The organism is Streptomyces fractus (assembly GCF_049844455.1).
Classification (GTDB): Bacteria; Actinomycetota; Actinomycetes; order Streptomycetales; family Streptomycetaceae; genus Streptomyces; species Streptomyces fractus.
On sequence record NZ_JBMYHI010000002.1, the window covers coordinates 5,192,579 to 5,210,248 of the forward strand.

General features: G+C 71.0%; 14 protein-coding genes. 9 read left to right on the top strand and 5 right to left on the bottom strand.

Annotated elements, in window-relative coordinates; all coding sequences use genetic code 11:
- Positions 1 to 39: 39 nt before the first annotated feature.
- Complete coding sequence (gene hemB, locus ACP4E5_RS25495; RefSeq protein WP_425832458.1) at positions 40 to 1,032, top strand: porphobilinogen synthase; 993 nt, start codon at positions 40 to 42, stop codon at positions 1,030 to 1,032.
- 100 nt (positions 1,033 to 1,132) lie between these two features.
- On the opposite strand, the gene ACP4E5_RS25500 is transcribed toward hemB, so the two are convergent.
- Positions 1,133 to 1,681 (bottom strand): EF-hand domain-containing protein, encoded by a 549-nt coding sequence (locus ACP4E5_RS25500; protein WP_425832460.1) that lies wholly within the window; start codon positions 1,679 to 1,681, stop codon positions 1,133 to 1,135.
- Positions 1,682 to 1,832: 151 nt separating this feature from the next.
- Here ACP4E5_RS25500 and cqsA point away from each other — a divergent pair, with 151 nt between their 5' ends.
- Both cqsA and ACP4E5_RS25510 read left to right on the top strand, forming a co-directional pair.
- The gene (gene cqsA / locus ACP4E5_RS25505; protein WP_425841646.1) at positions 1,833 to 3,068 is read left to right on the top strand and encodes an alpha-hydroxyketone-type quorum-sensing autoinducer synthase; all 1,236 of its coding nucleotides are present in this window, start codon (positions 1,833 to 1,835) and stop codon (positions 3,066 to 3,068) included.
- Positions 3,056 to 4,237 carry a winged helix DNA-binding domain-containing protein gene (locus ACP4E5_RS25510; protein WP_425832462.1) on the top strand — a complete coding sequence of 394 codons (1,182 nt, stop codon included), beginning with the start codon at positions 3,056 to 3,058 and terminating at the stop codon, positions 4,235 to 4,237. The genes cqsA and ACP4E5_RS25510 overlap by 13 nt, the downstream gene beginning before the upstream one ends.
- Positions 4,238 to 4,385: 148 nt before the next feature.
- Here the strand turns inward: ACP4E5_RS25510 and ACP4E5_RS25515 are convergent, their stop codons facing one another.
- The gene (locus ACP4E5_RS25515) at positions 4,386 to 4,562 is read right to left on the bottom strand and encodes a hypothetical protein (RefSeq protein ID WP_425832464.1); all 177 of its coding nucleotides are present in this window, start codon (positions 4,560 to 4,562) and stop codon (positions 4,386 to 4,388) included.
- 225 nt (positions 4,563 to 4,787) lie between these two features.
- Entirely contained in the window at positions 4,788 to 7,772 is a 2,985-nt protein-coding gene (gene afsR / locus ACP4E5_RS25520) for an SARP-family global regulator AfsR (protein WP_425832466.1), read from the bottom strand.
- A gap of 248 nt (positions 7,773 to 8,020) precedes the next feature.
- On the opposite strand from afsR, the gene ACP4E5_RS25525 reads away from it, so the two are divergent.
- Positions 8,021 to 9,289 (top strand): amidohydrolase family protein, encoded by a 1,269-nt coding sequence (locus ACP4E5_RS25525; RefSeq protein ID WP_425832468.1) that lies wholly within the window; start codon positions 8,021 to 8,023, stop codon positions 9,287 to 9,289.
- A gap of 937 nt (positions 9,290 to 10,226) precedes the next feature.
- On the opposite strand, the gene ACP4E5_RS25530 is transcribed toward ACP4E5_RS25525, so the two are convergent.
- Positions 10,227 to 10,664: a PIN domain-containing protein gene (locus tag ACP4E5_RS25530; RefSeq protein WP_425832470.1), complete on the bottom strand. Its 438-nt coding sequence runs from the start codon at positions 10,662 to 10,664 to the stop codon at positions 10,227 to 10,229.
- Positions 10,661 to 10,930: a ribbon-helix-helix domain-containing protein gene (locus tag ACP4E5_RS25535; protein WP_425832472.1), complete on the bottom strand. Its 270-nt coding sequence runs from the start codon at positions 10,928 to 10,930 to the stop codon at positions 10,661 to 10,663. Before ACP4E5_RS25535 ends, ACP4E5_RS25530 begins: the two co-directional genes overlap by 4 nt.
- 313 nt (positions 10,931 to 11,243) lie before the next feature.
- Between ACP4E5_RS25535 and ACP4E5_RS25540 the strand changes: the two genes are divergently transcribed.
- The 5 genes from ACP4E5_RS25540 to ACP4E5_RS25560 all read left to right on the top strand — a co-directional run bounded on the left by ACP4E5_RS25540 (position 11,244) and on the right by ACP4E5_RS25560 (position 17,579).
- On the top strand, positions 11,244 to 12,191 hold the full coding sequence (locus ACP4E5_RS25540) for an LLM class F420-dependent oxidoreductase (RefSeq protein WP_425832474.1): 948 nt from the start codon (positions 11,244 to 11,246) through the stop codon (positions 12,189 to 12,191).
- Between the two features lie 12 nt (positions 12,192 to 12,203).
- A complete protein-coding gene (locus ACP4E5_RS25545) occupies positions 12,204 to 12,992 on the top strand; it encodes an SDR family NAD(P)-dependent oxidoreductase (protein WP_425832476.1) in 789 nt (262 codons plus the stop codon).
- Between the two features lie 129 nt (positions 12,993 to 13,121).
- On the top strand, positions 13,122 to 14,240 hold the full coding sequence (locus ACP4E5_RS25550; protein WP_425832478.1) for an LLM class flavin-dependent oxidoreductase: 1,119 nt from the start codon (positions 13,122 to 13,124) through the stop codon (positions 14,238 to 14,240).
- Between the two features lie 139 nt (positions 14,241 to 14,379).
- Entirely contained in the window at positions 14,380 to 16,119 is a 1,740-nt protein-coding gene (locus ACP4E5_RS25555; protein WP_425832480.1) for an N-acyl-D-amino-acid deacylase family protein, read from the top strand.
- Positions 16,116 to 17,579: an aldehyde dehydrogenase family protein gene (locus tag ACP4E5_RS25560; protein WP_425832482.1), complete on the top strand. Its 1,464-nt coding sequence runs from the start codon at positions 16,116 to 16,118 to the stop codon at positions 17,577 to 17,579. Before ACP4E5_RS25555 ends, ACP4E5_RS25560 begins: the two co-directional genes overlap by 4 nt.
- Positions 17,580 to 17,670 lie beyond the last annotated feature (91 nt).

The window sequence follows — 17,670 nt, forward strand, 5'->3', positions numbered from 1 at the left end:
TCACGGGTATCCCGTAGGTAGGTAGAGGTGACAGGTTCAGTGACTCGGTACGGTTCTTTTCCCGGTTCGCGGCCGCGGCGGCTGCGCACGACTCCCACCATGCGCCGCATGGTCGCCGAGACGCGGCTGCATCCGTCCGACCTGATCCTTCCCGCGTTCGTGCGCGAGGGGATCGACGCCCCGGTGGAGATCGGCTCCATGCCGGGCGTGTACCAGCACACCCGTGACTCCCTGAAGAAGGCGGCGGCCGAGGCCGCCGAGGCGGGCGTCTCCGGGATCATGCTGTTCGGCGTGCCGCTGGACGAGAAGAAGGACGGCCGGGGCACGGTCGGCACCGACCCCGACGGGATCCTCCAGCTCGCGCTGCGGGACGTGCGCTCCGAGGTTGGCGACGACCTGCTCGTCATGTCCGACCTGTGCCTGGACGAGTTCACGGACCACGGCCACTGCGGCGTCCTCGACGAGCAGGGCCGGATCGACAACGACGCGACGCTGGAGCGGTACGCGGAGATGGCGCAGGTCCAGGCGGACGCGGGTGCCCACATCGTCGGCCCGAGCGGCATGATGGACGGTCAGATCGGCGTCGTCCGCGACGCGTTGGACCAGATCGGCCGCGAGGACGTCGCCGTGCTCGCGTACACGGTGAAGTACTCCTCCGCCTTCTACGGCCCGTTCCGCGAGGCCGTCGGCTCCTCGCTCCAGGGTGACCGCAAGACGTACCAGCAGGACCCGGCGAACGTCCGGGAGTCCCTGCGGGAGCTGGCGCTCGACCTCGAGGAGGGCGCCGACATGGTGATGGTGAAGCCGGCGGGCCCGTACCTCGACATCCTGGCCCGGGTGGCCGACGCGTCCGACGTGCCGGTGGCGGCGTACCAGATCAGCGGCGAGTACGCGATGATCGAGGCGGCGGCGCAGCGCGGCTGGATCGAGCGGGACAAGTCGATCATGGAGTCGCTGCTCGGCATCAAGCGGGCCGGTGCGAACATGATCCTCACGTACTGGGCCACGGAGGTGGCCCGCAAGCTGGACTGAGGCGAAGGCCGAGGCCGACATCGGATGTCGCGGGCGCGCGCTGTTCCCTTCACAGGGAGCGGCGCGCGTCGCGTTTGGAGGCCTCCTCCGGAGGAGGCCGCTAGAGGGCGCCGAACAGCCAGTTGCCGGGGGCGTCCGGGGATTCGCTCGTGTAGTACTCCTCCGTGGCGCGACGGATCTCGTCGGCGTCCAGGGAACCGTTGCCGTCGAGGTCGAGGCGGGCGAAGGCGGTGGCGAGGTCGCCGGGGTCGGCGCCCAGGGTGTGTGTGTACATCGTGGTGAACTCGTCGAGGTCGACGACGCCGTTGCCGTCCGTGTCGGCGATGTCCATCCAGGCAGCGACCATCTCGTTCAGCCGAGTCAGGAACGCCGCCCGGTGTTCGCCGTCGGCCGCCCGACGCATGCCGTCGCGGAACTCCGCCGGGTCGATGGACCCGTTGCCGTCGGCGTCCATGTGCCGCAGGTCCTGCTCCCAGATGAGGGCGAAGGCGTCGTGCAGGCGCGTGGCCTTGGGGGAGCCGACGAGGCCGAAGGCCGCGGCCAGTTTCCCGGCGAGCGTGGTGAGGTCGTCGCTGACCAGGGCGCCGTCGCCGTCGGCGTCCAGCATGGTGAAGGCGCGGTCGAGTTTGGTGTCGAGAACATTTGGCACGGCGAACGCTCCTGAATGACGGGGATGGCGGGGATGGCGTGGTGGTGTCGTCCGCGCAGAACATTAGGGCCCGGATCTCGTTGAACGGTTGTTGCGGCTCGCCCCGGACGGGTGAAAGTGCCGCGTCAATAAAGGGAGTTCACCGTTGAGGATGGAATGCGCGGCTGATGCCGGGTTTCCAGGGGCCGCCGACGCGTTCACGGGGCCGCTTCGAGAACGCGTCGACGTATTCCGCAGGGAACGGAAGGGAAAGTTGTGGGCGGGCGGGCATGTGCTGCACGGGGCGCGGCCGGGGCCGGACGCGGTACTGGTCAACAGCAATGACTACCTGTGCCTCGCGCGCGACCCGGTGGTCGTCGAGGCGATGGCCCGCACGCTGGCCGAGCGCGGGAACGACACGCTGATGTCGGGTGTGTTGCTGCACGGCGACGACCAGCCCCAACTCGCCCTGGAGACCGACCTCGCACGGTTCATGGGTGCCCGGTCCGGCATCCTCTGCCAGTCCGGCTGGGAGGCGAACGCCGGGCTGCTCGCGACGATCGTCACCGAGGGTACGCCCGTGTACGTCGACACGCTGGCGCACATGTCCCTGTGGGAGGGTGCGCGGGCGGCGGGCGGAGCGCTGCGCCGCTTCCGGCACAACGACCCCGGTCATCTGCGCAGGCGCATCGACACCTACGGGCCGGGGCTCGTGCTGGTGGATTCGCTCTACAGCACGGACGGCAGCGTGTGCCCGCTGGCGGAGACGGCGGCGGTGGCGGGGGCGGCCGGGTGTGTGATGGTGGTGGACGAGTCGCATGCGGTCGGGGTCTGGGGGGACGGGGGCGCCGGGTTGTGGCCCGGGGCGGCGGGGCCGGGGAGCGAGGCCGTCTGGTTCAGGACGGCCAGCCTCTCCAAGGCATTCGCGGGACGTGCCGGATTCATTGCCTGCGAGGGTCCGGTGGAGGCTGAACTCCCGGATTTCGTCGAGTATTTCAAAATCACGGCGCCGCCGGCCGTTTTCAGTTCCACGTTGTTGCCGCACGATGTGGCGGGATTGCGTGCGGCGATGGATATCGTGCGCGTCGCGGATGACCGGCGGGCGCGATTGCGTGATGTATCGGCTTACGTACGAGGGGAATTGGAGCGTATCGGGCCACCTTTGTATGTGGGTGGATCGGGCGGTCAGATCGTGTCCCTGGAGGCCGGTGACGAGGCGGAGACGATCGTGCTGCGGGACGCGCTGGAGGGACGGGGTGTGTTCGGGGCGCCGTTCGTGCCGCCCGCGACGAGGCGGAAGGGGTGCGTGGTGCGGATCTCGCTGCACGCCGGGCTCACGGACGCGGAGGTGGAGCGGGTGGTGGCGGCGTGTGTGGCCGCGCGACAATCGCTGCCATGTCAGCTGTGACGATCACCGCGCGGGGCCTCAACAGGGCCACTCTGGCACGGCAGTTGCTGTTGGAGCGCGCGGATGTGGGGGTGGAGGAGGCGGTGCGGCGGGCGGTGGCACTCCAGGCGCAGGCGCCCGCTTCTCCCTACGTGGCGCTGTGGAATCGGGTGGCGGGGTTCGAACCGGGGGACCTGGACGCGGTGTTCGGCGGATTCCGGGCGGTGAAATCGACGCTGATGCGGATCACGCTGCACGCGGTGCACGTCGACGACTACCGGGACTTCCGGGCGGCGGTGGAGCCGACGGTGCGAGGCGCGCGGCTCGGCGATCCGCGGTTCCGGGTGTCGGGGCTGGTGGCCGAGGACGCGGACGGACTGCTCCCGGAACTGCTGCGCTTCACCCAACAGCCGCGCACAGCGGCCGAATTGACGTCATGGTTCACGAGTACGAGTGGGGTCGTCGCCGGGGACAAGCTGGTGACGGCGTGCCGGATGCTGCGGCAGTACGCGCCGCTGTGGCACGCGCCGGTCGCCGGATCGCCCTGGTCGTACGCCTCCGACAAGCGGCAGTTGTTCGTGGCGGCGGAGGCGGCGGCGCGGCCGCGGTTGCGGGACCCGGAGGCGATGGAGGCGGGCCTGCGGGCCCTGATCCGCCGCTACTTGGCGGGTTTCGGGCCGGCGTCGGTGGCGGACGTGGCCCAGTTCGCCCTCGTACAGAAGGGGCGTGTGCGGGCGGCGCTCGCGCTCTGCGAGGACCTGGAGCGGCTGGCCGGGCCGGGTGGCGAGGTGCTGTACGACGTGCCGGGCGGGGTGCGCCCCGACGCCGAAGTCCCGGCGCCGCCACGTCTGATGGCGATGTGGGACAGCGCGCTCCTCGCGTACGCGGACCGGGGCCGGGTCCTCCCGCCGGAGTACCGCAAGCACGTGACGCGGGTGAACGGCGACGTCCTGCCGACGGTCCTCGTGGACGGCTACGTCTCCGGCGTCTGGCGCCTCGCCGCGGACGGCGACGGCGTGGAGGTCGGCGCGTTCCGCCCGCTGCCGGAGGAGACGTGGGAGGAACTGGCGACGGAGGCGCGGGGTGTGTCCCACCTACTGACGCAACGCGACTCGGGTTCGTACCGCCGGTACGACCACTGGTGGGAGAAGGGGCTGCCGGTGGCGGAGGTGAGGGTGCTGGCGCGGTAGTTCTTGGCGAAACGGTTGTCTGTGACGTCGGACGACGAATATGTCGTCATCCGACGTCACAGTCCCGTACGACCCGGGTGCGGACGCACCTCGGCCGCGGCGGTTCCCCCTCCGGTCCGCCGCGGCCGATCCCCGTCGGGAATGTGGTTCAGCTGGGCTCGGACGTGACGTGGGTGTTGTCCGGCTCGACCTCGCCGGCGTCCGCGTCGACGGCGGCCGGCTTGCTGGTCACGTGGGTGTTCAGCGGCTGGATCTCCTCGCCGTCCTCGCCACCCGTGACGTGGGTGTTGTCCGGCTCGACGACCGGGTCTTGTTCTGTGCTCATGGTGATGCCTCCCCTGTGGGCGTGCTGGGCTGGACTGGAACGAGTCCAACCGGCCGCTCCCCCGAGGGCGGCCGGTTGGACCGCGGCCACCCACCCGGACTTCAGGTGGAGCGGCTCATCCGGCGGTCCGTCTGCCCCCCGACGCGACGGCCCGGCAACATGGAGACTGCACCCTCGCGATAAACGAACGATGAACGGCTCCGGAGCCCGCCTCGTCGCCACCCGCTACGGCGCCGTGGCGGGCGCCAGAAGTGACCGTACGTCAACGGCTTCCGGGGAGCCCAGGTCCTCGTAGATGTCGAGGGCCTCGCGCCAGCAGACCTCGGCGCGTCCCGATTGGCCGAGGTCGCTGAGGGCCTTGCCCAGGACGGTGAGCACGTTGCCCCGGCGCCACGCTCCGCCGATGCCGCGCAGCATCGTCAGCGCCGACTCGGCGTTGCTCGCGGCGTGCGTCGGCCGGTGGGCGTTCAGGTCCACCTCGGCCAGCCGGCACAGGGCCATGCCCTCCCAGAGCCGCTGGCGGCTGTTCCGGAAGATGGTGAGCGCCTGCTCCAACTGTTCGGTGGCGTCCTCGTGTTGGCCCGTGCTGCCGAGCGCGAGCCCCAGCGCGTAGCGGCCGTTCGCGACCCGGAGGGAGTGTCCGAGCCGCTCGTAGATCTCGGTGCCCTGTCGGGCGAGGGTGACTGCGGAGTCCGCTCGGCCGGTGGCCAGGTGGATCCGGGACAGGTTGCACAGGGGGCTGGCCGAACCGGCCAGGTCCTCGCACGACCTGAACTCCTCTATGGCCCGGTTGAAGTAGACCTCGGCATCGCGATGGCGGCTTTGGTAGAAGGCGATGTTTCCCAGAATGTTGGCCGCCCAGCAGCGCGCCAGCGGGTCGTCATGGGTCTCGGCGAGAGCGAGCGCCTGGTGCGCCTCCTGCTCGGAACGGTCGAAGGCGCCCGAGAAGAGCCGGGCGTTGCTCAGGACCACGCAGGCCCTGCCCTCGCCGCGGACGTCGGACATCTCCTGCGAGGCCTCGTGCAACAGGGCGGCGGTCGCCTCGTACTCCTTCGAGTTCGCACCCGACTCGGCCAGGTCGACCGCCGCCCACAAGAGGTCGATGCCTCGGCGCAGGGTCTCCTTCCCGGTCGCCTGCCTGGCGCAGGCGAGGAGTGGGACCGCCTCGCTGTAGAGCCAGTCCCTGCCCGTCTGCCGGTCGTCGAAGGAGAGTCCCGAATGGACCGTCGGCGTCAGGTGGTCCACGAGCCGGTCCCCGGGCCGCTCGATGGAGTACACCCCGGCCGCCGTCGCCAGATAGAAGTCCAGGAGGCGGGATGTCGCGGCGGTTCGGGCCTCCTGTGTTTCGTCGCGTTCGGCGCACGCACGCGCGTAGAGCCGGACGAGGTCGTGGTAGCGGTAGCGGCCCGGGGCGGCGGATTCGAGGAGGGACGTGTCGACCAGGGACTCCAGGACGTCCTCCGTCGACTCGGTGTCGAGGTCCAGGACCGCCGAGGCCGCGGCCAGGGAGATGTCGGGGCCGTCCGCGAGGCCGAGGAGGCGGAAGGCGCGGGACTGGGGGAGTTCCAGTTGGCCGTAGCCGAGTTCGAAGGTGGCCTTGACCGCCAGGTCGCCGGCCTGGAGTTCGTCGAGGCGGCGGCGTTCGTCGGCCAGCTTGGCGGCGAGGACCGAGACCGTCCATGTGCGGCGGGCCGCGAGGCGGGAGGCCGCGATGCGGATCGCCAGGGGGAGGAAGCCGCAGGCGGCGACCACGTCGAGCGCCGCCTTGCGCTCGGATGTCACGCGCTCCTCGCCGACGATGCGGGTGAAGAGGAGGAGTGCCTCCTCGGGGGACATGACGTCCAGGTCGACCAGGTGGGCCCCGACCAGGTCGACCATCCTGACCCGCCCGGTGATCAGCGCCGCGCACCCCGCCGTGCCCGGCAGCAACGGCCTGACCTGCGCCGCGTCCCGCGCGTTGTCGAGGAGGACCAGGGTCCGGCGGCCGTCGAGGGTCGAGCGGAACAGGGCCGAGCGCTCCTCCAGGGAATCGGGGACCGACGCGTCCGGGACGCCGAGGGCGCGGAGGAAGGAGCCGAGGACCGTCTCGGGTTCGGCGGGGCGCGGGCTCGTGCCCTGGAGGTCCACGTAGAGCTGGCCGTCGGGGAACGCGGGACGCGCCGCGTGTGCCACGTGCACGGCGAGGGTGGTCTTGCCGACGCCGCCGATGCCCGCCACCGCCGAGACCGCCATCACCGAGCCGGCGCCCGATTCGGAGGACGCGGAGGCGAGGGTGTCGCTGAGCTCCGTCACGAAGGCGGCGCGGCCCGTGAAGTCCGGGACCGTGGCCGGGAGTTGGGCCGGGCGTTGCGGCGTCTGTGCGGGCTCCGGCGGCTGCGCCGAGGGTTCGGAGAGGGCCGGGTCGGCGCGGAGGATGCGCTGCTGGAGCTCCGAGAGGCCGGGGCGCGGGTCCACCCCGAGCTCGTCGGCCAGCAGGCGGCGCGTGTCCGCGTAGACGGCGAGGGCCTCGGCCTGGCGGCCGGAGCGGTAGAGGGCGAGCATCAGCAGTTCGCGCAGGCGCTCGCGGAGCGGGTGGTCCGCGGTGAGGGCGGTGAGGGCCGAGACGGCCTCCGCGTGGCAGCCCTGTTCGAGGTCCATGTCGAGGCGCGTTTCGAGGAGTTGGAGTCGCCACTCTTCCAGGCGGGCGCGCTCCGTCTCCGCGTGCGGGCCCGGTACGTGGGCCAGCGGCTCGCCGTCCCAGAGGTCGAGCGCCTCGTTCACCAACGTACGCGCCCGGCACAGATCGGCGGACTGTCGCGCCCGCTCGGCCCGCGCCGCCAGTTCCTCGGCCGCCGCCAGGTCGAGGGCGTCGGGCCGCGCCATCCGCAGCGCGTAGCCACCCGCCTCGGTCTCCAGGACGCCGGGGCCGAGGATCTTGCGCAGCCGCGAGGCGTACGTGCGGATCGCGGCCAGTGCCTGCGAGGGGGGCTCATCTCCCCATACGGAGTCGATGAGTTCGGCCGCCGTCGCCGTGCGGCCCTGGCGCAGCAGGAGGGCGGCGAGGAGTGCGCGCTGCTGCGGGGAGCCGGTGGAGAGGGGCTCTCCGCCGTGCCAGGCCCGCACCGGGCCGAGCACGCTGAAGCGCAGGCCGACGGCGGCCGGGGCCGCGTCCGAGGGGTCGTCGGGCAGGGCGGCACGCCGCTGCTCCGGTACCCGCGGTCCACCCGCCATCTTCACTGCTCCCTGCTGCCGCATCCGCACACGTCATTCTGCCGCGCCGTCCAACCGGCGCGCCGTGTCGCGCGCACATCAAAGACAACTCCCGTCAGTTTGCCTTGTTCATGGCGGAAACGTCAGCCATGAAAGGCACCCATCACACAGACCTCACGCGTGAGCCACCGGGAAGGACGGGGAGTCGGTGCGAAACCACCGCGCCCGCACTAGCTGACGGGTCGTCAGATCGGCGCTACCGTGAGCCTATGGAGACCACGGAGACAGAAAGCACCCGGAACGCACAGAACCCTCTGGAATCAGCGGACTTCCCCCGCATCATCTCCGTCGACGATCACACCGTCGAACCGCCGAACGTCTGGTCCGACCGGCTGCCGAAGAAGTTCCGCGACACCGGTCCCCGTATCGTCCGCGCCCCTCTGAAGGAAATGACCTTCCTGGGCGGGAAGTTCGCGCCGGTGATGGGCGCGCCCGGCGACGACGGGCCGATCGGTGACTGGTGGGTGTACGAGGATCTGCACCGGCCGCTGACCAGGCTCGACACCGCGGTCGGCTACGACAGGGACGAGATCAAGCTGGAAGTCATCACGTACGAGCAGATGCGGCCGGGGTCGTTCAGCGTGCCGGAGCGGCTCGCCGACATGGACGTCAACCACGTCCAGTCCGCCCTCTGCTTCCCCACGTTCCCGCGCTTCTGCGGGCAGACCTTCACCGAGGCCAAGGACCGGGAGCTCGGGCTGCTCGGCGTCCAGGCGTACAACGACTGGATGGTGGAGGAGTGGTGCGGGCCCGAGGCGGAGGGGCGGCTCATACCGCTGACCCTCGTACCGCTGTGGGACCCGGAGTTGGCGGCGGCCGAGGTGCGGCGCAACGCGGCGCGCGGGGTGCGGGCGGTCGCGTTCTCCGAGATTCCGCCGCATCTCGGGCTGCCGAGCATTCACGGCGACGAGTGGGACCCGTTCCTCGCGGCGTGCGCCGAGACCGGGACCGTCATCGCCATGCACATCGGGTCCAGCAGCAAGATGCCCTCTACGTCGCCGGACGCGCCGCCCGCCGTCGGGTCGACGATCACCTTCGCCAACTGCTGCTTCTCGATGGTGGATTGGCTGATGAGCGGCAAGTTCGAGCGGTTCCCGAACCTGAAGATCATGTACGCGGAGGGGCAGATCGGCTGGATCCCGTACATCCTCGAGCGCGCGGATGTGGTGTGGGAGGAGAACCGGGGCTGGGGCGGCGTCGCCGACAAGGTGCGCAAGCCGCCGTCCGAGTACTTCGCCGACCACGTCTTCGGCTGCTTCTTCGACGACGCGTTCGGGCTGAAGAACCTCGACTCGATCGGCGTCGGGAACGTGCTCTACGAGACGGACTACCCGCACTCCGACTCGACGTGGCCCAAGTCGAAGGAGGTCGGCGAGGCGCAGATGGGTCACCTGGCGCCGGACGTGGTGGACCGCATCGTGCGGGGCAACGCGATCGACCTGCTCGGCCTGAACGCGGACGGCCGCTGGACGCCCTGAGCGGGGGCGGGGGACGGGGCGAGGGCCTCGGCCCTCGTTCCGCGGCACCGCCGGGCTGCGACGTGCCGGGCCATGCCGTGCCCCGCGCCGTGCCGCGCCGGTCCGTGCTGCGCCGGGCCGTGCTGCGCCGGGCCGTGCCGCGCCGGTCCGTGCCGCGCTGGTCCGTGCTGCGCCGGGCCGCGTGGGCGGTATGGGGCTGCGGGGCGGCGCCGAGCGGTGCCGGGCTGCGGGACTGCGGGGGCGCGGGGTCGTGGGGCTACGCCGACGGCGCCGGGCTGCGGCGCCCGGTCATCTCCCACCCGCCCGCCCCCTCCGGGGGCTTCGGCCCCCGTCGGTGGCGCTCCCGAGCCGGCGCCTCCGCAGCGCCCAACCTGCGCCGGGGGCGCCTTGCCCGGTCTGTCGTCCTGGGGGCCCGCTGCTTCCGGGGCTTCGGCCCCCGTCGGTGGTGCTTCCGGGGCGCCGTTTCCGCGGTGCTCGGTCTGCGCCGGGGGCGCCTGGCCCGGCCTGTCGCCCTGGGGCCCCGCCTCCGGGGGCTTCGGTCCCCCGTCGGTGGTGCTCCCGGGCCGCCGCTTCCGCGGTGCCCGGCCTGCGCCGGCGGCGCCTTGCCCGGCTTGTCGCTCTGGGCCCCCCTCCGGGGGCTTCGGCCCCCGTCAGTGGCGCTTCCGAGCCGGCGCCTCCGCAGCGCCCAGCCTGCGCCGGGGCGCCTGGCCCGGCCTGTCGCCCTGGGGCCCCGCCTCCGGGGGCTTCGGTCCCCCGTCGGTGGTGCTCCCGGGCCGCCGCTTCCGCGGTGCCCGGTCTGCGCCGGGGCGCCTTGCCCGGCCTGTCGCTCTGGGACCCCCCCTCCGGGGGCTTCGGTCCCCGTCGGTGGCGCTTCCGAGCCGGCGCCTCCGCAGCGCCCAACCTGTCGCCCTGGGGCCCGCCCCCTCCGGGGCAGGCGTCAGAGGTCGTCCGGTAGTAGGCGGAACGCCTTGTGGGGGCTGAGCGGGGCGATCGCCCGGAAGTCGCGGCGGTCGAGCGTCAGGATGGCGTTGGTGTCGTAGTCGCGGGCCAGTACCACGTTCACCGCGTCGGTCAGGTCCAGGTCCAGTGCCGCGTAATGTGCGCGGACCATCTGTGCCTGCTCGAGCGTCGACACGGTCACGGATGCGGCTTCGGCGCGGCCCGAGCGCATGCGGCGGCAGAGGTCGTCCACGGCCTCGACGGCGGCCCGGCGACCCAGCTCGCGGGTGGCGAGGTGGTCGAGTTCGCCGAGGATCGCAGGGGAGACCACCAGGGTGCTCGCCCTGTCGAGCGCCTCCCGCGCGCCCGGTCCGTCCGGATGCCCCTCTTCCAATGCGGCGAGGAGCCCGGAGGTGTCGGCGATCAGCAGGATCACGCGGCGTCGCCCTTGCTGTCCCGGTATTGCCGGGCCTTCTCTTCCCACATGGCTTCCGTGGCCTCGGCCGTGTCCGTCACCTTCCCGGACGCGGGAGGGTAGGTGCGCGCGAAGAACGGTTCGTCCCAGGTCTTCCGGGCGAGGGCTGTTCTGTGGACGGCCTGGCGGATGATCTCGGCCTCCGAGACGCCTTCCCGGGCGGCGGCTTCCTTGATCACTTGAAGGTCCTCGGCGTCCACGTACACGGTGGTTCGCTTGAGAGTCATGCCACATATGGTACCGCGTATGGCACCACCTTTCCATGTGTGCCGTTTGGCCGTCTGCTGCCGTGATCGGTGCGAGGGGCGCGGTCGAGCGCGGCCCGGAGGGGCGGGTGGGTGACGGTCGAGAGGTCGGTGTCGGCGCCGGACCCAGAGGGAACCGATGTGCACCCCGGGTTCGTCGAGAGACCGGTGTCGATCCCGACCCCAAAGGAAACCGACGTGCGCTCAGGGTTGCCTGACGGTGCGTCAGACGTGAGGATGTTGGGCGTCCGGCAGAAATGACGGACCGTCAGAAACCTGACCGGCAGGGGACCTCATGGTGTCGCTCGCGTACGGAATGCAGCTCCCGATCCAGTCCCAGAGCACCCTCTACGCCGAGCCATGGGAGGCCGGCGCCGGTGTGGAGGATCTCGCCGAGATCGCCCGGACCGCCGACCGGAGCGGGTTCGACTACATCGCGAGCTGCGACCACGTCGCCATCCCGCGCCGGCTCGCCGACGCCATGTCGACGACCTGGTACGACCCCGTCGCCACGCTCGCCTACCTGGCCGGTGTCACCGAACGCGTACGGCTGCTCAGCCACGTCGCGATCGTGGGCCTCAGGCACCCCCTCGCCGCGGCCAAGCAGTACGCGACCCTCGACCACCTCAGCGGCGGGCGGCTCGTCCTGGGGGTCGGGGCCGGGCACGTCGAGGAGGAGTTCGAGGCGCTCGGCGTCGACTTCGCGCGGCGCGGAGTCGTGCTCGACGAGAGCGTCGATGCGCTGAAGGTGGCGCTGGGGCCGGAAGAATTCCCCGTGCACAAAGGGGAGTTGTTCCAGTTCGAGGGGCTCGGGCAGCGCCCCCGGCCCGCCCAGCGGCGTGTGCCCATCTGGGTCGGCGGGTCGTCCGCTCCCGCCGTGCGGCGCGCCGCCCTCAAGGGCGACGGGTGGCTGCCGCAGGGCGACCCGAGGGACCGGCTCCCGCAGCAGATCGAGAAGCTGCGCCGGCTGCGCGCCGAGGCCGGGATCGAGGCGCCGCTCACCGTGGGCGCCATCACCGAACCGCTGTACGTGGGCGAGCCGACGTGGGATGTCGGGCGGCGCACCCTGTCCGGGCCGGGCGAGGCGATCGCCGAGTCGCTGCGGGCCTACGCGGCGATGGGCGTGCAGCAGATCCAGATCCGCTTCCGCAGCCGGACGCGCGAGGAGCTCACCGACCAGATGGCGGCCTTCGCCGCCGAGACCGCACCGCACCTGAACAACCTCAACCGACCGACAAGCTAAGGGGTTTGACGCATGGGCAAGCTCGACGGACGCGTGGTCCTCATCACCGGTGCGGCGCGCGGACAGGGGGAGCAGGAGGCACGGCTCTTCGCCTCGGAAGGGGCGAAGATCGTCGTCGCCGACGTGCTCGACGACCAGGGCGAGGCCGTCGCCAAGGACATCGGCAGCGGCAACGCCGTCTACGTACACCTGGACGTGAGCAAGGAGGAGGACTGGGTCGCCGCCGTCGCCTCGGCGAAGGCCGCCTTCGGGAAGATCGACGGGCTCGTGAACAACGCGGGGATCCTGCGGTTCAACGAGCTGGTCTCGACGCCGCTCGACGAGTTCCAGCAGATCATTCAGGTCAATCAGGTCGGGGCGTTCCTCGGCATCAAGACCGTCGCGCCCGAGATCGGCGCCGCGGGCGGCGGCTCCATCGTCAACACCTCCTCGTACACGGGGGTGACGGGCATGGCGTACGTCGGCGCGTACACCGCCACCAAGCACGCCATCGTGGGGCTCACACGGGTCGCCGCGCTGGAGCTGGCCGCGCAGAAGATCCGCGTCAACGCCGTCTGCCCCGGTGCCATCGACACCGCCATGAGCAATCCGTCCCAGCTCGACCCAGAGGCGAACACCGAGGAGTCCGCCAAGGCGCTCGACGAGCTGTACAGCAAGCTCGTGCCGCTCGGCCGGGTCGGAAAGCCCGAGGAGGTCGCGCGGCTCGCGCTCTTCCTCACCGCCGAGGAGGACTCGGCGTACATCACGGGCCAGCCGTTCGTCGTGGACGGCGGGTGGCTGGCGGGCGTCAGCGTGTTGTGACCGACCGGCCCGCGCCCGTCGGAGGCGTAGCTGACGATGCGTCAGGTATTGACGGTCGGCGGGCCCGGTGGAACAGTCGTTGCAAGCAATCTGACGATGCGTCAGAAACTACGAGGACGGTGAACCTCCTTGGAATTCGGGCTCTTTGTACAGGGATACTTGGGCAAGCAGGCGCTGACCGACCCGACGGCCGAGCACCGCGCGCTCATGAACGAGACCGAGTACGTCATCCAGGCGGACAAGTCCGGCTTCAAGTACGCCTGGGCGTCCGAGCACCACTTCCTGGAGGAGTACTCGCACCTTTCCGCGAACGACGTCTTCCTCGGGTACCTGGCGCACGCGACGGACCGGATCCACCTCGGCTCCGGCATCTTCAACCCGCTCGCGCCGGTCAACCACCCGGTGAAGGTCGCCGAGAAGGTGGCCATGCTCGACCACCTCAGCGAGGGGCGCTTCGAGTTCGGCAGCGGACGCGGCGCCGGCTCCCACGAGATCCTCGGGTTCATGCCGGGTGTGACCGACATGAACTACACGAAGGAGATCTGGGAAGAGACCATCCGCGAGTTCCCGAAGATGTGGCTCCAGGACGAGTACGTCGGGTTCAAGGGCAAGCACTGGGAGCTGCCGCCCCGCAAGATCCTGCCCAAGCCGTACGGGAAGTCGCACCCCGGCATGTGGTACGCGGCCGGGTCGCCGCCGTCGTACGCCATGGCGGCCAAGAAGGGGCTCGGCGTGCTGGGCTTCAGCGTCCAGAAGGTCTCCGACATGGAGTGGGTCCTGGAGCAGTACAAGACCGCCATCCAGGACCCGGACCCCATCGGCGACTTCGTCAACGACAACGTCATGGTGACGTCCACGGCGATCTGTGCCGAGACGCACGAGAAGGCGGTGCAGATAGCCGTCGGCGGCGGGCTCAACTACCTGCAGTCGCTGCTGTTCCGGTACCACGACACGTTCCCGCGGCCCGAGGGCATCCCCGAGTGGCCGGAGCTGCTTCCGGACTACTCCGAGGAGATCATCGAGCTGCTCATCGCCGAGGAGCTGATGATCTGCGGTGACCCGGACGAGGTGCTCCAGCAGTGCAAGCGGTGGGAGCAGGCGGGGGCGGACCAGTTGTCGTTCGGGCTGCCCATCGGCATCTCGCACGAGGACACGCTCAACTCGATCAAGCTGATCGGGGAGCACGTCATTCCGAAGATCGACACGGATCCGGTGCACCGGACGACCAGGTTCCGGTCGGCTGTGTAGTCCGGTTGGGCCGGCCCCGGCTCTCCTCCTCCCGGACAGGAGAGCCGGGGCCCAGTCGTTGCACACGTCTCGGGGCTCTGCCCCGGACCCCGCGCCTCAATCGCCGGCGGGGCTTGAGAATGAAGGGAGACGGACTCGTATGCTCGACCACCTCATCAAGGGCGCCACCGTTGTCGACGGGACCGGCGCGCCCGCCTATACCGCCGACGTAGGGATCCGTGGCGGGCGGATCGCCGTCATCGCCGAGGCCGGGCAGGTCACCGAGGACGCCCGGAGCACCGAGGACGCCTCGGGGCTCGTGCTCGCGCCCGGGTTCGTCGATCCGCACACGCACTACGACGCCCAGTTGTTCTGGGACCCGTACGCCACGCCCTCGCTCAATCACGGGGTGACGACGGTCGCGGGCGGCAACTGCGGTTTCACGCTCGCCCCGTTGAACCCCGCGCATCCCGGTGACGCCGACTACACGCGGCGGATGATGTCCCGGGTGGAGGGGATGTCCCTGGTCGCCCTGGAGCAGGGCGCGCCGTGGACGTGGAATTCGTTCGGGGACTATCTCGGTGCGCTCGACGGGCGGATCGCCGTCAACGCCGGGTTCATGGTGGGGCACTGCGCGCTGCGGCGGTACGTGATGGGCGCCGACGCCGTCGGCGGGCAGCCGACGCGGGAGCAACTCGACCAGATGGTCGGGCTGTTGAAGGATGCCATGGACGCCGGGGCCTGGGGCCTTTCCACCACCCAGTCGTCCTCGCACTCCGACGGGGACGGCGAGCCCGTCGCCTCCCGGCACGCGAAGCCCGCCGAGCTGATCGCGCTCAGCAAGGCGGTCGGCGAGCACGAGGGGACGCAGATCGAGGCGATCGTCGCCGGGTGTCTCGACCAGTTCAGCGACGACGAGATCGAGTTGTTCGTCGACATGAGTGCCGCTGCCGGGCGGCCGCTCAACTGGAATGTCCTCACCATCGACGCCGCCGTGCCCGAGCGGGTGCCGCGGCAGCTGGAGGCGAGCGAGCGGGCCCGGAAGTCCGGCGGGCGGATCGTCGCGCTGACGATGCCGATCCTGACGCCGATGAACATGAGCCTCGGGACGTTCTGCGCGCTCAATCTGATACCCGGGTGGGGCGAGATTCTCGGGCTGCCCGTCGACGAGCGGATCGCCAAGCTGCGCGATCCCGAGGTGCGCGGCGAGATGCTGCGGCGCGCCGACAGCAAGGAGGCCGGCGTCTTCCGGCGGCTCGCGAACTTCGGGCGCTACGTCATCGGGGACACGTACTCCGAGGCGAACGAGGGGCTCTCCGGCCGGGTCGTGAAGGACATCGCCGCCGAGCGGGGGCAGGAACCCTTCGAGTGTCTCGTCGAGATCTGCGCCAATGACCGCTTGCGTACGGTGCTGTGGCCGATGCCCACCGACAACGACCCCGACTCCTGGGCGCTGCGGGCCGAGACCTGGAACCACGAGGACGTCATGCTCGGCGGGTCCGACGCGGGCGCGCACCTGGACCGGATGTGCGGGGCGCCGTACACGACCCGGTTCATCGGGGATTGCCTGCGGGGGCGGAAGCTGCTGGGCCTGGAGGCCGCCGTGAAGATGCTCACCGATGATCCGGCGCAGTTGTTCGGGCTGCGGGAGCGGGGGCGGATCCAGGAGGGGTGGCACGCCGACCTGGTGCTGTTCGATCCCGAGACCATCGACGCCGGTAAGGCGACCCTCGTGCACGATCTGCCCGGCGACAGCCCGCGGCTCGACTCCAAGGCCATCGGAATAAATGCCGTGTGGGTCAACGGAGTTGAGGCAATGCGCGGCGACGTCGTGAGCGGCGCCGTGCCCGGCAAGGTGCTGCGGTCGGGCGCCGACACCCGGACGGTGAGCACCAAGTGACCGAATCCCAGAGGCTGTTCATCGGCGGCGAGTGGGTCGAGCCCGGCGCCGGGCACTACGACGTCGTCGACCCCGCGTCCGAGTCCGTCGTCGGGCACGCCCCCGAGGCCTCGCGGCAGCAGGTGTACGACGCCGCGCGCGCGGCCCGCGACGCCTTCGAGGCGTGGTCGCGCACGAAGCCGGAGGAGCGGGCCGCGATCCTCGACCGGGCCGCCGACCTCATGCAGCGGGACTTCGTCGGCAACGCCGAGCTGGCGCAGGCGGAGAGCGGGGCGACGACCGGGACCGCGCGCGGCATGCAGGTCGCCGTGGGCGTCTCGCGCTTCCGGCGGTACGCGAAGGGGGCCCTGGAGCCGGTCGAGGAGGCGATGACGCCGCAGATCAACGAGGCCGGGCCGATGGGGAAGGCGGGCGTGACGGGCGCGCTCGCCGTGCGCCAGCCGGTCGGCGTCGTCACCTGCATCACCTCGTACAACAACCCGTGGGCCAACCCGGCCGGCAAGGTCGCGCCGGCGCTCGCCATGGGCAACACGGTGGTCGTGAAGCCCGCGCCGCAGGACCCGCTGTCGGTGTTCCGGATGGCGGCCGCGCTCGAGGAGGCGGGCGTTCCGGCGGGAGTCGTGAACGTCGTGAGCGGGACGTCGGTCGCCGTCGGTGAGGCCGCCGTCGACTCCCCGGACGTCGACATGGTGTCCTTCACCGGCTCCACCGCCGTCGGGCAGCGCATCGGCGAGGTCTGCGGCCGGTCCATGAAGCGGCAGCTGATGGAGCTGGGCGGCAAGGGCGCCGCGGTCGTCCTCGACGACGCGGACCTGGACTCGGCGGTGGCCGGCATCGGGACGACGTACGCCTTCTACAGCGGGCAGATCTGCACGGCCCCGACGCGGGCGATCGTGCACCGGTCCGTGTACGACGAGTTCGTCGCCAAGCTGACCGCGTACATCGGCTACATGAAGGTCGGCGACCCGCGCGCGAAGGGCACGGTCGTCGGGCCCGTCATCTCGGCGGCACACCGGGAGCGGGTCGAGTCGTACGTGGAATTGGGGCGGAAGGAAGGCGCGACCGTCGTCGCCGGTGGCGAGCGGCCGGCCGGTCTCGATCAAGGCTTCTACGTCGCGCCCACCCTGCTCGCCGACTGCACCAACGACATGCGCGTCGTCCGCGAGGAGATCTTCGGTCCCGTCGTCGCCGTGGTGCCCTTCGACGGCGACGAGGACGAGGCGGTCGCCCTCGCCAACGACTCCGACTACGGCCTCATCGACTACGTGTGGTCCGGCGACGTCGCGCGGGCCTTCCGGGTCGCGCGGCGGCTGCGGGCCGGCGGGGTCGGCGTGAACACCATCGGCCGGAACATGGAGGCCCCGTTCGGCGGCTTCAAGAAGAGCGGGGTGGGCCGGGACGTCGGCTCGTACGCCCTGCACGCGTACAGCGAGTGGCAGTCGATCGTGTGGCCCGGGTGACGTGACGGAACTGGCACGGGAAAGTTTGGAACCGGTCATTTCGGACCCGGCTGCGATTCCCGAATATCGGACACCGGTCGATTCGCCTTGT

Bases quoted from the DNA above. Each gene is read 5' to 3' on its own strand.
- cqsA (WP_425841646.1), top strand. From the start codon at position 1,833: ATGGAATGCGCGGCTGATGCCGGGTTTCCAGGGGCCGCCGACGCGTTC.
- ACP4E5_RS25510 (WP_425832462.1), top strand. From the start codon at position 3,056: ATGTCAGCTGTGACGATCACCGCGCGGGGCCTCAACAGGGCCACTCTG.
- ACP4E5_RS25515 (WP_425832464.1), bottom strand. From the start codon at position 4,562: ATGAGCACAGAACAAGACCCGGTCGTCGAGCCGGACAACACCCACGTC.
- afsR (WP_425832466.1), bottom strand. From the start codon at position 7,772: ATGGCGGGTGGACCGCGGGTACCGGAGCAGCGGCGTGCCGCCCTGCCC.
- ACP4E5_RS25525 (WP_425832468.1), top strand. From the start codon at position 8,021: ATGGAGACCACGGAGACAGAAAGCACCCGGAACGCACAGAACCCTCTG.
- ACP4E5_RS25535 (WP_425832472.1), bottom strand. From the start codon at position 10,930: ATGACTCTCAAGCGAACCACCGTGTACGTGGACGCCGAGGACCTTCAA.
- ACP4E5_RS25540 (WP_425832474.1), top strand. From the start codon at position 11,244: ATGGTGTCGCTCGCGTACGGAATGCAGCTCCCGATCCAGTCCCAGAGC.
- ACP4E5_RS25545 (WP_425832476.1), top strand. From the start codon at position 12,204: ATGGGCAAGCTCGACGGACGCGTGGTCCTCATCACCGGTGCGGCGCGC.
- ACP4E5_RS25555 (WP_425832480.1), top strand. From the start codon at position 14,380: ATGCTCGACCACCTCATCAAGGGCGCCACCGTTGTCGACGGGACCGGC.